General features: G+C 72.9%; 12 protein-coding genes. 8 read left to right on the top strand and 4 right to left on the bottom strand.

Annotated elements, in window-relative coordinates; all coding sequences use genetic code 11:
• The first annotated feature begins 2 nt into the window (after window positions 1–2).
• The 4 genes from msrA to QM772_RS01620 all read left to right on the top strand — a co-directional run bounded on the left by msrA (window position 3) and on the right by QM772_RS01620 (window position 5,131).
• Complete coding sequence (gene msrA / locus QM772_RS01635) at window positions 3–539, top strand: peptide-methionine (S)-S-oxide reductase MsrA (protein ID WP_415133514.1); 537 nt, start codon at window positions 3–5, stop codon at window positions 537–539.
• A gap of 48 nt (window positions 540–587) precedes the next feature.
• Window positions 588–965, top strand: coding sequence for a hypothetical protein (locus QM772_RS01630; protein ID WP_415133512.1), 378 nt, complete (start codon window positions 588–590; stop codon window positions 963–965).
• Between the two features lie 108 nt (window positions 966–1,073).
• On the top strand, window positions 1,074–3,152 hold the full coding sequence (locus QM772_RS01625; RefSeq protein ID WP_415133510.1) for a TonB-dependent receptor: 2,079 nt from the start codon (window positions 1,074–1,076) through the stop codon (window positions 3,150–3,152).
• 125 nt (window positions 3,153–3,277) lie between these two features.
• Window positions 3,278–5,131, top strand: a complete 1,854-nt coding sequence (locus tag QM772_RS01620) for a beta-galactosidase (RefSeq protein ID WP_415133508.1) — start codon at window positions 3,278–3,280, stop codon at window positions 5,129–5,131.
• A 69-nt stretch (window positions 5,132–5,200) separates the two neighbouring features.
• On the opposite strand, the gene QM772_RS01615 is transcribed toward QM772_RS01620, so the two are convergent.
• From QM772_RS01615 to upp, 3 genes are all read right to left on the bottom strand, one after another.
• Complete coding sequence (locus tag QM772_RS01615; protein WP_415133506.1) at window positions 5,201–6,118, bottom strand: OmpA family protein; 918 nt, start codon at window positions 6,116–6,118, stop codon at window positions 5,201–5,203.
• A gap of 32 nt (window positions 6,119–6,150) precedes the next feature.
• On the bottom strand, window positions 6,151–6,546 hold the full coding sequence (locus tag QM772_RS01610; RefSeq protein ID WP_415133504.1) for a DUF4398 domain-containing protein: 396 nt from the start codon (window positions 6,544–6,546) through the stop codon (window positions 6,151–6,153).
• Between the two features lie 156 nt (window positions 6,547–6,702).
• The gene (gene upp, locus QM772_RS01605; protein ID WP_415133502.1) at window positions 6,703–7,362 is read right to left on the bottom strand and encodes a uracil phosphoribosyltransferase; all 660 of its coding nucleotides are present in this window, start codon (window positions 7,360–7,362) and stop codon (window positions 6,703–6,705) included.
• Window positions 7,363–7,551: 189 nt separating this feature from the next.
• Here upp and QM772_RS01600 point away from each other — a divergent pair, with 189 nt between their 5' ends.
• Together QM772_RS01600 and QM772_RS01595 are read left to right on the top strand one after the other, a co-directional pair.
• The gene (locus tag QM772_RS01600; protein ID WP_415133500.1) at window positions 7,552–8,175 is read left to right on the top strand and encodes a hemerythrin domain-containing protein; all 624 of its coding nucleotides are present in this window, start codon (window positions 7,552–7,554) and stop codon (window positions 8,173–8,175) included.
• A 356-nt stretch (window positions 8,176–8,531) separates the two neighbouring features.
• A complete protein-coding gene (locus QM772_RS01595) occupies window positions 8,532–9,947 on the top strand; it encodes a wax ester/triacylglycerol synthase domain-containing protein (RefSeq protein ID WP_415133498.1) in 1,416 nt (471 codons plus the stop codon).
• 221 nt (window positions 9,948–10,168) lie between these two features.
• On the opposite strand, the gene rpsT is transcribed toward QM772_RS01595, so the two are convergent.
• A complete protein-coding gene (rpsT, locus tag QM772_RS01590; protein ID WP_415133496.1) occupies window positions 10,169–10,471 on the bottom strand; it encodes a 30S ribosomal protein S20 in 303 nt (100 codons plus the stop codon).
• A gap of 102 nt (window positions 10,472–10,573) precedes the next feature.
• Between rpsT and murJ the strand changes: the two genes are divergently transcribed.
• Complete coding sequence (gene murJ, locus QM772_RS01585) at window positions 10,574–12,127, top strand: murein biosynthesis integral membrane protein MurJ (RefSeq protein WP_415133494.1); 1,554 nt, start codon at window positions 10,574–10,576, stop codon at window positions 12,125–12,127.
• Window positions 12,128–12,161: 34 nt separating this feature from the next.
• The gene (locus QM772_RS01580) at window positions 12,162–13,001 is read left to right on the top strand and encodes a SirB1 family protein (protein WP_415133492.1); all 840 of its coding nucleotides are present in this window, start codon (window positions 12,162–12,164) and stop codon (window positions 12,999–13,001) included.
• Window positions 13,002–13,102 lie beyond the last annotated feature (101 nt).

Raw genomic sequence — 13,102 nt, 5'->3', positions numbered from 1 at the left:
CCATGAGTACCACCGAAACCATCGTGCTTGCCGGCGGCTGCTTCTGGTGCACCGAGTCGGTGTTCAAGGAAGTGCGCGGCGTGCTGGACGTCGAGTCCGGCTACAGCAACGGCCAGGCCACAGCGCCCACCTACGAGCAGGTCTGCGCCGGCCGCACCGGCTGCGCCGAGGTGGTGAAGCTGGTCTATGACCCGGCACAGGTCGGCACCCGGCAGCTTCTGGAGATCTTCTTCGCCGTGCACGACCCCACGCAGCTCGACCGACAGGGCAACGACGTCGGCACGCAGTACCGCAGCGGCATCTACTTCACCACGCCCGCGCAGCGGCAAGAGGCCGAGGAGCTGGTCCGCGAGGCCACCCGCGACGGGCTGTACGACGCGCCCATCGTCACCGAGGTGGCGCCGCTGGCGCACTACTTCCCGGCCGAGGACTACCACCAGGACTTCTTCGAGAAGAACCCCACGCAGGGCTACTGCATGGCCGTGGCCGCGCCCAAGGTGGCCAAGTTCCGCAAGACCTTCCGCGAGCTGGCGCGCTGAGGGGCCAGGCGGCCCTGCGCCCGCCGCCGTTGCGCTACAGTGCGCGCCATGCGCGCGCGTCGCTTCCGCTCCCTGATCTGGCTGCTGCCGGCCCTTCTGCTGGCCGCGCAGTGGCTGACGCTGGCGCATGGCGTGCTGCACGCGCGGGGCGCCGGGCACGCGCAGGCCGGCGGCGTGGCCGCGCTGGCCCAGCCGGCGGCGCACGCCGACGAAGGCTGGCTGGCCCGCCTGTTCGCCGGCCACGAGGGCAGCGACGACTGCCGCCTGTACGACCAGGTGGCCGGCGGCGACCATGCGCCGCCCGCCGCCATGGCCGGCCTGCCCGCGGCCGGCGAGCCGCGGCTGCCGCCGCGCTGGGTGCAGCGCGCCTGGGCGGCGCGCGTGGTGGCGCTGTTCCAGGCGCGGGCGCCGCCGGCGCTGGGTTGAGCCTTTCCCTCTGAGTGCTCTCGCGTGCGCACGCTGCGGCGTGCGGCATCGCGCGCATGCGCGCGGCGCGGGGCCTCCGCCTCCAACCCAGACCGGATTCCCACCACCATGTTCCCATCCAGAAGATTCCGCGTGCGCGCCATCCGCCGCGCCGCGTTCCTGTGCGCCCTGGGCGCCATGTCCGCCACCCCGGCGTGGGCGCAGTCGCCCGCCGCCGCCGACGTGCCGAGCCTGTCCGAAGTCACCGTCACGGGCAACCCGCTGGGCGAGGCGCAGACCGTGGCGCCCGCCAGCGTGCTCAGCGGCGAGAACCTGCTGCTTGAGCGCGGCAGCACGCTGGGCGAGACGCTGGCCGAGCAGCCCGGCGTGGCCAGCTCCTACTTCGGCCCCAACGTCGGCCGGCCGTCCATCCGCGGGCTGGACGGCGACCGCGTGCGCATCCTGCAGAACAGCGGCGCCAGCATCGACGCTTCATCGCTCAGCTACGACCACAACACGCCCATCGACCCGCTCGCCGTCGAGCGCATCGAGGTGCTGCGCGGCCCGGCGGCGCTGCTGTACGGCGGCAGCGCGCAGGGCGGCGTGGTCAACGTCATCGACAACCGCATCCCGCGCCAGCCGGTGGCCGGCCCCGAGGGCGGCGTCACCGGCCGCGCCGATGCGTCGTACGCCAGCGGCAGCCGCGAGAAGAGCGGCGCCGTGCTGCTGGAAGGCGGCAACGACCGCTACGCCCTGCACGTGGACGCCTTCAGCCGCGACGCCGGCGACACCGCCGTGCCGATCACGCTGGAGTGCGCCAGGCCCGGCTCGCCCGCCGAGGCGCGGCGCATCTGCAACTCGGCCAACCGCGCCTGGGGCGGCGCCGTCGGCGGCACGGTCTTCTTCGACCGCGGCTACCTGGGCGCCTCCGTCGCCGGCTACCGCAGCAGCTACGGCACCGTGGCCGAGGACGAGGTGACCATCGGCATGCGCTCCACGCGCGCCGCGCTGGAGGGGTTGTGGCGCAACCCCGGCGGCCTGATCGAAAGCGTCAAGGGCCAGTTCAGCCACGGCGACTACCGCCACACCGAGTACGAGGGCGACGAGGCCGGCACCGTGTTCAAGAACCGCGGCAGCGACCTGCGCCTGGAGGCGCGCCACCGCGCCTTCGGCAACCTGCGCGGCGTCTGGGGCGTGCAGTGGGAGGGCACGCGCTTCGCCGCGCTGGGCGACGAGGCCTTCATCCCCCCCAGCACCACGCGCGCGCTGGCGCTGTTCGCGCACGAGGAACTGGCCACCGGCTGGGGCAAGCTCACCTTCGGCGCGCGCGCCGAGCAGGTGCGCGTGCGCAGCACCGCCGTGCTGGACGATGCCGGCGACGAGCGCTTCGCCGCCGGCAGCCGCCGCTTCACGCCCGGCAGCGCGGCGCTGGGCGCGCTGGTCAACGTGGCGCCGGACTGGCAGCTCACCGGCAACCTGAGCTACACGCAGCGCGCGCCCAAGGACTACGAGCTGTTCGCCGACGGCCCGCACGTGGCCACCGCCGCCTGGGAAGTGGGCGACCCGACGCTGGGGCTGGAGAAGTCCGCCAGCATCGACCTGGGCGCGCAGTGGAAGCGCGGCCCGCACCGCTTCGCCGTCACCGCCTTCGCCAGCCGCTACGGCAACTACATCGGCCTGGCGCCCACCGGCCGCACGGTGGACGACCTGCCCGAATACGCCTACACCGGGGTCAAGGCGCGCTTCGCCGGCCTGGAGGCCAGCGGCACCGTGCGCCTGCTGGGCGCGCAGGGTGTGGCCGGCGACAGCGCCGGCGGCTCGGTGCTGGACCTGGACCTGCGCGGCGACCTGGTGCGCGCCACCAACACCAGCACCGGCCAGCCGCTGCCGCTGATCGCGCCGGCCCGGGTGGGCGCCACGCTGCGCTGGTCGCAGGGGCCGTGGGGCGCGCGCATCGGCTTCGACCACGCCATGGCGCAGCGCCGCGTGCCCGAGGGCAGCCGAGCCACCGGCGCCTACACGCTGTGGAACGCCGCGCTCACCTACCGCCAGAAGGTCGGCCGCGCGCAGTTGCAGTGGTACGCCCGGGTGGACAACCTGAGCAACCGGCTGGCCTACAGCGCCACCTCGATCCTCACGCAGACGGTGTTCCCCAATGCGCCGCTGCCGGGCCGCAGCGTGCGGGTGGGCGTGCAGGCGACGTTCTGATGGTTTCAAGCCAAATCGGCCTCCAGCGCTTGCTGGACAAGCGCTGGCAGCTATTAACCTGATAGCTGCCAGCGCGGCCCGCGCGCCCGGTGACAATCGGCCCCTGTCGTCAAAAAAGGACTGCGATGAACGGGGAACCACGCGCCGGGCGCGGCGTCGATGCGGTGTGCGGGGCGATGGCGCTGGTCCTGCTGGCGCTGCTGCTCGGTTTTTCGGCGTGGCTGTGGCGCGGCCAGCAGCAGCCGCTGCTGCTGGTGCCGGCCATCGGCGGCCTCGGCGACTGCCTGGAGATGGCCGCGCCCGCCGCGCCGCTGGAGGCCGCCTGCGCCGGCCCGCGGGGCTCGGCCGCCGCCCGCATCGAGGCCGCGCTCGACGCGCTCGGCCCGCGCCGCAGCTCCGACGGCCGCTTCGAATTGGGCTACACCCTGGTGGTGCCGCTGCTCAACCTGTTCGAGCCGCAGGGCGCCGACTGGGCGATCGACGACGAGGCGGTGCGCCGCATCGCCCGCACCGTGCAGGACGTGGACAGGCCGGTGGTGCTGTACCTGTTCTCCACGCACTTCTCCGAGCACGCGCCGATCGAGCCCGTGCTGGCGCGGGACCCGGCCAACCTGGCCGCCACGCCGCAAGGCCCGCTGCCGGTGGACCGCTACCTGGACGCGGCGATGTACCCCTGGAGCATCGCCCGCTTCGACAACCCCATCACCCGCCGGCGCGAGCAGGCCATCGGCGCCGTGGCCGATGCCCTCTGCGCGCTGCCCGCCGCCGCGCGCGCGCGCATCGCCGGCATCAACCTGCTGGGCGAGGTGCACCACCTCTACCCCGACTTCGAGGCCGGCATGGGCTATGGCAAGCCCTACGTGGTGACGGACTACTCGCCCGCCTCGCGCGAAGGCTTCCGCGCCTGGCTCAAGCGCCGCTTCGGCCGCATCGCGGCGCTGAACGCGGTGCTGGGCTCGCCCTTCGCGTCGTTCGACCAGATCGAGCCGCCCTCGAAGGACATCCGGCGCGAGCGGCTCGACCACTTCTGGCAGCACATCGACGCCGAGGCCGCCGGCACCCTGGCCGTGGGCGGCTGGGCGCACGACACCGCGCGCGCGCCGGGCGACGCGCCCTGGGTGCGCATCTACCTCGACGGCGAGCTGGCCGGCCGCGTGCCCGCGCGCCACGCGCGGCAGGACGTGGGCCAGGCGCGGCCCGAGCTGGGCACCGACCACGTCGGCTGGCGCTTCGACCTGCGCCACGCCGGCCTGCCCGCCGGCGTGCACCGCATCGACATCGCGCTGGAGCGCCCGGGCGGCGCGCTGGCGCACCTGGGCACGCGCCGCTTCGCCGCCATGGACCGCCAGCAGAGCACGCCCGCGCCGCTGCCCCTGCGCCAGCCGCTGCCACCCATGGCCGCGTCGGGCGAGGGCGTGGCGTTCTGGATCGACGCGCCCGCCGACGGCCTGGCCGTGTTCCACAACCCGCTGGTGCCGCTGTGGCACCAATTCCGCGAGCAGCAGGTGGTGGACTACATCGCCCACTTCGACGCGCTGCTGGACAACACCTGCCTGGCCGCCGCGCCGCACCGCACGCAGCAGATCGCCCCGGCCGAAGGCGCGGGCTGGGACGCCAGCCGCTTCGCGGCCGGGCAGTCGCTGCTGCCGTTCGGCCACGTGGCGCTGGGCATCAACCTGTACGGCGAGGCGGCCGAGGGCGGCGCCTTCTTCGACTGGCTGGCGCGCTCGCGCCAGCCCGGCTACAGCGTGACCGAGTTCCACCCGCTGCGCGCGCTGGATGCGGACCAGCTGGACCGCGTGCTGGAGGGCCACCGCGCGCACGGCGCGCGCACGCTGTCGTTCTTCCTGCACCCGCACCAGGCTTCGCACGGCGAGGCGAAGGCGGCGGCGCCCAACCCGTTCGCGCTGGACCCGGCCAACCCGCGGCACGGCTCGGACCGGCTGTACGAGTCGCTGCGCGAGGTGCTGAAGCGCTGAGCGATCATGAACGAAAAGAGCCGCCAGCGCCCGTCCACCAAGCGCTGGTAGCTATCGATAGGGTAGCAATCAGCCTCCCCGGGAGCGCAGCGTGCCCTTGTCGTCGGCGATCACCACTTCCACCCGGCGGTTCAGCGCGCGGCCCTCGGGCGTGCCGTTGCCGGCGACCGGGAACGCCTTGCCGTAGCCGCGCGCCGTGATGCGCCCCGGGTCCACGCCGCGCATCGTCAGCGCCTGCTGCACCGCCTGGGCGCGGCGCTCGGACAGCGTCTGGTTGGCCGACGCGGAGCCCACCGAATCGGTATGGCCCTCGATCAGCAGCTTGCGGTCCGGGTACTGCTTCAGGAAGTCGGCCAGCTGATCGAGGCGCGGGCCGGCGGTGGGCAGCAGCTGCGCCTTGCCGAACTCGAACAGCACGTCGCCCAGCGTCACCAGCAGGCCGCGCTCGGTCTGCTGCGCCTGCAACTCCTTGAGCTGCGCCTCCAGCGCGGCGGCGCGGGCGTTGGCCTGCTGGGCCTGCGCCTGCGCGGCGCCCGCCTGGGCCTGGGCCGCGCGCGCCTCGCCACGGGCGGTCTCGGCCTGGCTGCGGGCGGCTTCGGCCTCGCGGGTGCGCGCGTCCAGCCGCAGGCGGTCGGCCTGGGCGCTGGCGTCCTTCATCTGGTCGTCGGCGGCGCGCGCCCGGGACAGCGACGACGCGGTCTCGGCGCGCTGGCGCGCCAGGTAGGCCAGGTGGCGGGCCTCGGCCTCGTCGCCGTCCTCGCGCCACACGCGGTCGGCGCGGGCGAGGGTGTCGGTGGCGGACTTCAGCTCCAGCGGCGCGCGGCGCGCCACGTCGGGGTTGGCGGCGGTGCCGTTGACCTGCGCGCGGGCTTCTTCCAGCGCGGTCAGCGGGCCGCGCGTGCCGCAGGCGGCCAGGGCCAGGACGGCGGCCAGCGCGAGGGCGCCGCCGGCGCGGGTTCGGGTCATGAAGGGGGTTCGTTCGGTCATGGGGGACTCCGTGTCGATGCAGGGCAGGGCGTTCACTTCTGGGGCGCGCGGCGCTGCAGTTCTTCGTTCAGCGCGCGGACCGAGCCTTGCAGCTCCTGCACGGCCTGCTCGCTGCGCGTGGCCTGCGCCTTGGCCTCGGCCAGGCGGGCATCGGCCTGGGCCTCCTCGGCCAGGCGGCGGGCCTGGGTGTAGTCCTTGTCGGCCATGGCGCGCTCGGCGCGCGAGAGCTTGTCGCGCGCGGACTGCAACTCGAGCGGCGCGGCGGCGGCGGTGTCGGGCGCGGTGGTGGCGCGGTCCACGGTGGTCTTGGCCACCGCCATTTCCTCGCGCGGCGGCGGGGTGCTGGAGCAGGCGGCCAGGGCCAGCGTGGCCGCCAGGGCGGCCCACGCGGCCGGGCGCGCGGGTGATGCGGCAAACGGGGAGGGCATCGGTGCTTTCCTTTCTCGTCCGTGGCGCCGTCCGGGCTTGGCGGGCGCCGTCCAGGCAATTCTTGGCAGCACGGCGATGCCGCCGCGTCAGCCGCGCGGCGGCATCGCCGTAGGCGTTGTCCGACGGTGGCGTAGGAAAGAGGGCCGGGCGCGCGCCTACCGGGTGCCGAAGATGCGGTCGCCCGCGTCGCCCAGGCCGGGCAGGATGTAGCCGTGCTCGTTCAGCGAGCGGTCGATGGCGGCGGTGTGGATCGGCACGTCGGGGTGCGCGGCGTGCAGGGTGCGGATGCCCTCGGGCGCGGCCAGCAGGCACAGGAACCTGAGGGAGCGCGGCGCCAGCGACTTCAGCTTGTCGATGGCCGCCACCGCCGAGTGGCCGGTGGCCAGCATCGGGTCCACGGCGATCACGTCGCGCTCGGCCATGCCGGTGGGCATCTTGAAGTAGTACTCCACGGCCTCCAGCGTGTCGGGGTCGCGGTACAGGCCGACGTGGCCCACGCGGGCGTTGGGCACCACGCGCAGCAGGCCGTCGAGCATGCCGTTGCCGGCGCGCAGGATGCTGGCGAAGACCAGCTTCTTGCCGTCGATCACGGGGCTGTGCATGCGCTCCAGCGGCGTTTCGATCTCCACCATCCGCACCGGCATGTCGCGCGTGACCTCGTAGGCCATCAGCATCGCCAGCTCGCCCAGCAGGGTGCGGAAGCCGGTGCTGCCGACCTCCTTGTCGCGCATCAGCGTGAGCTTGTGCTGCACCAGCGGATGCGTGACGTGGTGGACCTGGTGGAGCCGGGTCTGGGCGGCGGGCGGCTGCGGCATGCGCGGGATTGTAGGAGCCGGCTCGCGCCCGACAGCGCCGCCGTCCTGCACCGGATGCGACGAGCGGCGGTCGCGCGCCGCAGCGCAGCGGGCCTAAGCTGGCGCCTCCACAACCCGTCGCGCGACCTCCCGCGCGAGCGCAGGCGCGCAGGCCGGCCTGGGTTGCCCCAACCGAGGAAGGAGACCACGATGAAGACCGCCCACCAACCCCGTGCCGTCCACGGCCGCGCCACCCCGGCCCGCCAGGCCAAATCCGCCGCCATCGCCAAGGCCAGGGCGGTGGCGCCCGATCTGCCCGCGCGCATCGGCGCCACGCCGGCCACGCGGTTTCGCGGAAACCCCGACATCTTCGGCCGCCTGGTCGAGGACCACGACCGCCACCGTGCGCTGCTGGCCATGATCGCCGCCACCGAGGGCAAGTCGCCCGAGCGCGAGCGCCTGTTCGATGAACTGGTGCGCGAGATCAAGGGCCACGCCGCCGCCGAGGAGCAGGCCCTGTGGTCCACCGTGCTGCGCGATCCGCCCACCACCGAAGACGCGCGCCACGCGGTGGCCGAACACCACGAGATGGACGAGATGCTGGCCGACCTGGCCGCGCGCGACATGGCATCCAGCGGCTGGCTGCGTCGCTTCGCCAAGCTGCGCGAGGAGTACCTGCACCACATCCGCGAGGAGGAGCAGGAGCAGTTCGTCGCCGCGCAGAAGCATCTATCGGCGACCGACATCCGCTACATGCGGCAGGTGTTCAACCGCCGCAAGCGCGAGGAGAGGGCCGGCGCCAGGGTGGAGAAGAAGATCAAGCTGAAGGTTTGAGCGGCCGCCGTGCGCACCGCGCGGCCATCGGCGATAGCCCTCAAAAGAACAGCTGCCGGTGACTTCCTGCCGGGCGATGCCGGCCGCTTTCGTCAAAAGAGCGATCCCGCGTTCATGCCGGGGCCGGCAGCGGTGGCGTGGCCGCTGGCTGAGAGGGGCGGTGCCGCCCGCATCGCCTGCCAGCGCGGCCGCCGGCGGTCCTGGGGCGAGTCGCCTCCGTGGCAGCCCGACCGCCCCCGTGGGCTTGAATCACCTACCATTGGCGGTTGTTGCCTGGCTGTCGGCTGAACCAACGCAAGACGGCTGACCCGCGGACCATCCTCTCCTGACTGAATTTCATGAAAGCAGATCGCAACGTGACCCGGCAAGAATTCGACACGCTGGAGCAGCTGGACGACCGCGCCGCCGGCCATCTGCTGTCCGACAGCACCCACGCCAACGCCAACGTCAGCCTGATCCAGATCCACGACCAGCGCAGCGCGCCCGGCGGCGTGGTGCGCTTCAAGAGCATCCTGGCCCAGATCGAGAACCGGCTGCACCGGTGGCCCCGGGCCCGCCAGCGCCTGCAGCGCGTGCCGCTGGGGATCGACCGCCCCTACTGGGTGGACGACGACATGTTCGACCTGGAGCACCACGTGCGCCACATCGCCCTGCCCAAGCCGGGCGACTGGCGGCAGTTCTGCATCCAGACGTCGCGCCTGCACGCGCGCGCGCTGGACATGGACCGCCCGCTGTGGGAGCTGTACGTGATCGAGGGGCTGGACAGCTTCCTGGACCTGCCCCCCGGCAGCTTCGCGGTGCTGATCAAGACCCACCTGGCCGTGCTCGAAATGTCCGACCTGGCCAAGCTGACCGAAGGGCTCTGCGATCCCCAGGCCAAGCCCGCTGCGGCGCCGCCGCCGCCGTCGTGGTTCGCCGACTCGGCCCCCGGCCCGCTGGCGCTGCTGCAGCGCGGCATGTGGCGTTCGGCCTTGACGCCGTGGCAACTGCCCTGGGTCGCGCAGCGCATGCTGCCGGCCGCGCGCATCCTGGCCGGCGGCGGCCTGGCCGAGGTGCAGCCGATGACGCGCTTCAACTCGGTGGTCTCGCCCTACCGCGTGTTCGAGACGCGGCGCTTCGCCATCGGAGAGTTCGAACAGATCGCCGCGTCGGTGCCCGGCGCGACGCTGGAGGACGCCGTGATCGCCGTCTGCGGCGGGGCCTTGCGCCGCTACCTGATCGAGCAGGGCGAATTGCCCGCGAACGCGACCCTGAACGCGATGACCTGGCACCCGGGCAAGCCCGAGGGCAGCTCGGGCAAGCGCGGCCCGGCCTCCTGGCGGCCGCGCCCGCTCGCGACGGATGTGGAGGACCCGGGCGAGGCCCTGGTCGCCGTGGCTTCCAGCGCCACGAAATACCGCGAGGCGGTGCCGCAGGCCATCCGTCCGGCGCTGATGGGCGGGCAGATGCCGGGAGAGGTGTCCACGCACTGCGTCATCCGCTTCATTCCCGCGCCCGAACGGACGCAGTACCTCTGCGGCGCGCACATGAGCTACACCTCGGCGATCCTGCCGGTGCGCGACGGCATGGGGCTGGCGTTCGCGGTCACGCGGTACGAGGGTCTCGTGAACATTTCCCCCACCGCCTGCCGCGAACTGGTGCCCGACCCCGAGCGCTTCGCGCAATGCCTGCGCGACAGCTTCCAGGACAGCCTGGCGCGCGCGCAGCAGCATGGCAGCAGCCGGCCTCCGGCCCTGGCTTCGGAAGCGCGGCCTCGCGGCAGGAAAAAATAGGAAAAATAGGCGCCCTTGCGTCGATCCGCGCATGAGGCATGGCCTCACGCTCCCCCGCTGCGCGCGGTCCGCTGCCCCCTGAGGGGGCTTTTCATCCTGGGGCGGCTCGGAGATGAAAAAAACCGCCCGAAGGCGGTTTTTTTCGTTTCTGCCGGCAGCGCACCCGAATCAAACGGCGGAGGGTCTTGCGCAGACCCTTCCGGGCGGGTGGGTGATGGGGATCAGGCCGCGGCCTGGGCCAGACCCTTGACCTTGGCCGACAGGCGGCTCTTGTCGCGCGCGGCCTTGTTCTTGTGGAAGATGCCCTTGTCGGCGACGGTGTCCACCACCGACTGCATCAGGGCGAAGGCGCTCCTGGCCTTGTCCTTGTCGCCGGCGAGGACCGCCTTCTCGACGTTCTTCACCGCCGTGCGGTACTTGGAGCGCAGCGAGGTGTTCGCGGCGTTGAGCTTGACGTCCTGGCGGACGCGCTTGCGGCCCGACGCCAGGCGCGGGTTCTTCTTTTTGGGCTTTCCAGCAGCCATGAATGTGTTCCTTTGGGGTTTGAGGATGTTGTCGGCAGAACCCGCGATTCTACTACGCTGCCCAGCCAGAAGGAGCAGGGCGACTACACTTGCGCCCCAATCGTGAGCCTCTTCAAAGCCGCCTCCACCGTCTCGCTGCTGACCCTGGCCTCGCGCGTGACCGGCCTGGTGCGCGATTTGCTCATGGCCTCGGCCTTCGGCGTTAGCGGACTGACGGACGCCTTCAACGTGGCGTTCCGCATCCCCAACCTGCTGCGGCGGCTGTTCGGCGAGGGCGCGTTCAGCCAGGCCTTCGTGCCGGTGCTGGCCACGGCCAAGGCGCGCGACGGCGAGGAGGCGACCAAGCGCCTGATCGACGCCGTCGGCACCGCGCTCGCCTGGGCGCTGGTGCTGACCTGCATCGTCGGCGTGGCGGGCGCGCCGGTGCTGGTCTGGGCGCTGGCCAGCGGGCTGGATGCGCGCAGCTTCGACGCCGCGGTGCTGATGACGCGCTGGATGTTCCCCTACATCGCCTGCATGTCGCTGGTGGCGTTCTCGGCCGGCATCCTGAACACCTGGCGGCACTTCGCGCTGCCGGCGGCCACGCCGGTGCTGCTGAACCTGGCGATGATCGCCGCCGCCTGGTGGGGCGCGCCGTGGTTCGGGCGCTTGGGGCTGGAGCCGATCTACGCCATGGCCGGCGGCGTGATGCTGGGCGGCGTGCTGCAACTGGCCGTGCAGGTGCCCGTGCTGCGCCGCATGGGGCTGCTGCCGCGCATCGGCCTTGCCTGGCGGCGCCTGCGCGCGGCCTGGGCCGACGCCGGCGTGCGGCAGGTGCTGGGGCTGATGCTGCCGGCGCTGCTGGGCGTGGGGGTGGCGCAGCTGTCGCTGCTGATCAACACGCAGATCGCCTCGCACCTGGCGGCCGGCAGCGTGACCTGGGTGTGGTACGCCGACCGGCTGATGGAGTTCCCCACCGCGCTGCTCGGCGTCGCCCTGGGCGTGGTGCTGACGCCGCAGCTCGCGGCCGCGCGTGCCAGCGGCGACGAGGCGCGCTATTCGCAGATGCTGGACTGGGGCCTGCGGCTGGTGGTGCTGCTGGCGCTGCCCTGCGCGGCGGCGCTGCTGGTGTTCGCCGTGCCGCTGATTTCCACGCTGTTCCACCACGGCCGCTTCGGCGTGGGCGACGTGCAGCGCACCGCGCTGGCGCTGGCGCTGTACGGGGTGGGGCTGGTCGGGCTGGTGGCCGTCAAGGTGCTGGCGCCGGGCTACTACGCCAGCCTGGACATCCGCACGCCGGTGAAGATCGCCATCGCGGTGCTGGTCATCACCCAGGTGTTCAACGCCGTCTTCGTGCCCTGGCTCCAGCACGCGGCGCTGACGCTGTCGATCGCGCTGGGCGCGCTCATCAACGCGCTGTGGCTGCTGGCGGGGCTGATCCGGCGCGGCAGCTTCCGCCCGCAGGCCGGCTGGGGCGTGTTCGGCGCGCAGGTGCTGGCCGCCACGCTGCTGATGGGCGCGTTCCTGGCCTGGGCGGCCGCGCGCTTCGACTGGCTGGGCACGCCCGCGCTGCCGCGCGCCGGGCTGCTGGCGGCCGTCATGGCGGGCGCGGCGGCGATCTACTTCGGCGCGCTGGCGGCCTCGGGCCTGAAGCTGCGGCGCCTGCTGCGCCGTTGACGAAGGCGGCGCGCCGAGCGTACAACCCAGGCCCATGAAGCTCGACCTTTCCGCCCCCACGCCGCTGCGCTACTTCGCCGCGCTGGTGCAGAGCGACGAGCACCTGCCGCTGCTGGAGGCCGCCGCCAGCCTGGCGCAGGACGAATACCCCGAGCTGGACGTGCAGCACGTGCTGGGCGACGTGGACCACCTGGCCGCGCGCCTGAAGCGCCGCGTGGCCGGCGCCGACGGCCCGCTGGAGCGGCTGCGCGCGCTGGGCCAGTTCTTCTTTGGCGACCTGGGCTTCGGCGGCAACGTCAACGACTACTACAACCCCGACAACAGCTACCTGCACGCGGTGCTGCGCACGCGCCGGGGCATCCCGATCTCGCTGGCGGTGCTGTGGCTGGAGCTGGCCCAGGGCTTAGGGCTGCGCGCCGCGGGCGTGGGCTTCCCCGGCCACTTCCTGGTGCAGGTCGACCTCGGCGAGGGGCAGGTGGTGCTGGACCCGTTCACCGGCCAGTCGCTCAGCCGGGGCGAGTTGCAGGGGCGCATCGAGGAGATGCATCCCGGCCTGGCGTTCGCGCCGGACAGCCCGGCGCCGCTGGCGCTCTACCTGCGGCCCGCCGGCCCGCGCCAGATCCTGGCGCGCATGCTGCGCAACCTGCAGGACATCCACCGCACGCAGCAGGACTGGCCGCGCTTCGTCGCCGTGCAGGACCGCCTGATCGTGCTGCTGCCGCGCGCCTGGGCCGAGTACCGCGACCGCGGCCTGGCGCTGGCGCGGCTGGGTGACACCGCCCGCGCGCGCCAGGACCTGGCGCTGTACCTGCTCGAAGCGGGCGAGGCGAACGACCGCGACGCGGTCACGCGGCAGCTGGCGGCGCTGGGGTGAGGTAATACTCCCCATATATGAAGCCGCCAGCGCTCGCCAATCAAGCGCTGGATACCTGTTACTCCCTGTGAGTATCTGGAATTCTGCCTTGCGGCGCACAC

Source organism: Ottowia sp. (assembly GCF_047601385.1).
In the GTDB taxonomy this organism is placed as follows: domain Bacteria; phylum Pseudomonadota; class Gammaproteobacteria; order Burkholderiales; family Burkholderiaceae_C; genus Ottowia.
This window is presented reverse-complemented; position numbering and strand designations above follow the sequence as displayed.

Excerpts from the sequence above, each read along its gene's own strand:
- msrA (WP_415133514.1), top strand. The coding sequence starts at position 3 with ATGAGTACCACCGAAACCATCGTGCTTGCCGGCGGCTGCTTCTGGTGC.
- QM772_RS01630 (WP_415133512.1), top strand. The coding sequence starts at position 588 with ATGCGCGCGCGTCGCTTCCGCTCCCTGATCTGGCTGCTGCCGGCCCTT.
- QM772_RS01625 (WP_415133510.1), top strand. The coding sequence starts at position 1,074 with ATGTTCCCATCCAGAAGATTCCGCGTGCGCGCCATCCGCCGCGCCGCG.
- QM772_RS01620 (WP_415133508.1), top strand. The coding sequence starts at position 3,278 with ATGAACGGGGAACCACGCGCCGGGCGCGGCGTCGATGCGGTGTGCGGG.
- QM772_RS01615 (WP_415133506.1), bottom strand. The coding sequence starts at position 6,118 with ATGACCGAACGAACCCCCTTCATGACCCGAACCCGCGCCGGCGGCGCC.
- QM772_RS01610 (WP_415133504.1), bottom strand. The coding sequence starts at position 6,546 with ATGCCCTCCCCGTTTGCCGCATCACCCGCGCGCCCGGCCGCGTGGGCC.
- upp (WP_415133502.1), bottom strand. The coding sequence starts at position 7,362 with ATGCCGCAGCCGCCCGCCGCCCAGACCCGGCTCCACCAGGTCCACCAC.
- QM772_RS01600 (WP_415133500.1), top strand. The coding sequence starts at position 7,552 with ATGAAGACCGCCCACCAACCCCGTGCCGTCCACGGCCGCGCCACCCCG.
- rpsT (WP_415133496.1), bottom strand. The coding sequence starts at position 10,471 with ATGGCTGCTGGAAAGCCCAAAAAGAAGAACCCGCGCCTGGCGTCGGGC.
- QM772_RS01580 (WP_415133492.1), top strand. The coding sequence starts at position 12,162 with ATGAAGCTCGACCTTTCCGCCCCCACGCCGCTGCGCTACTTCGCCGCG.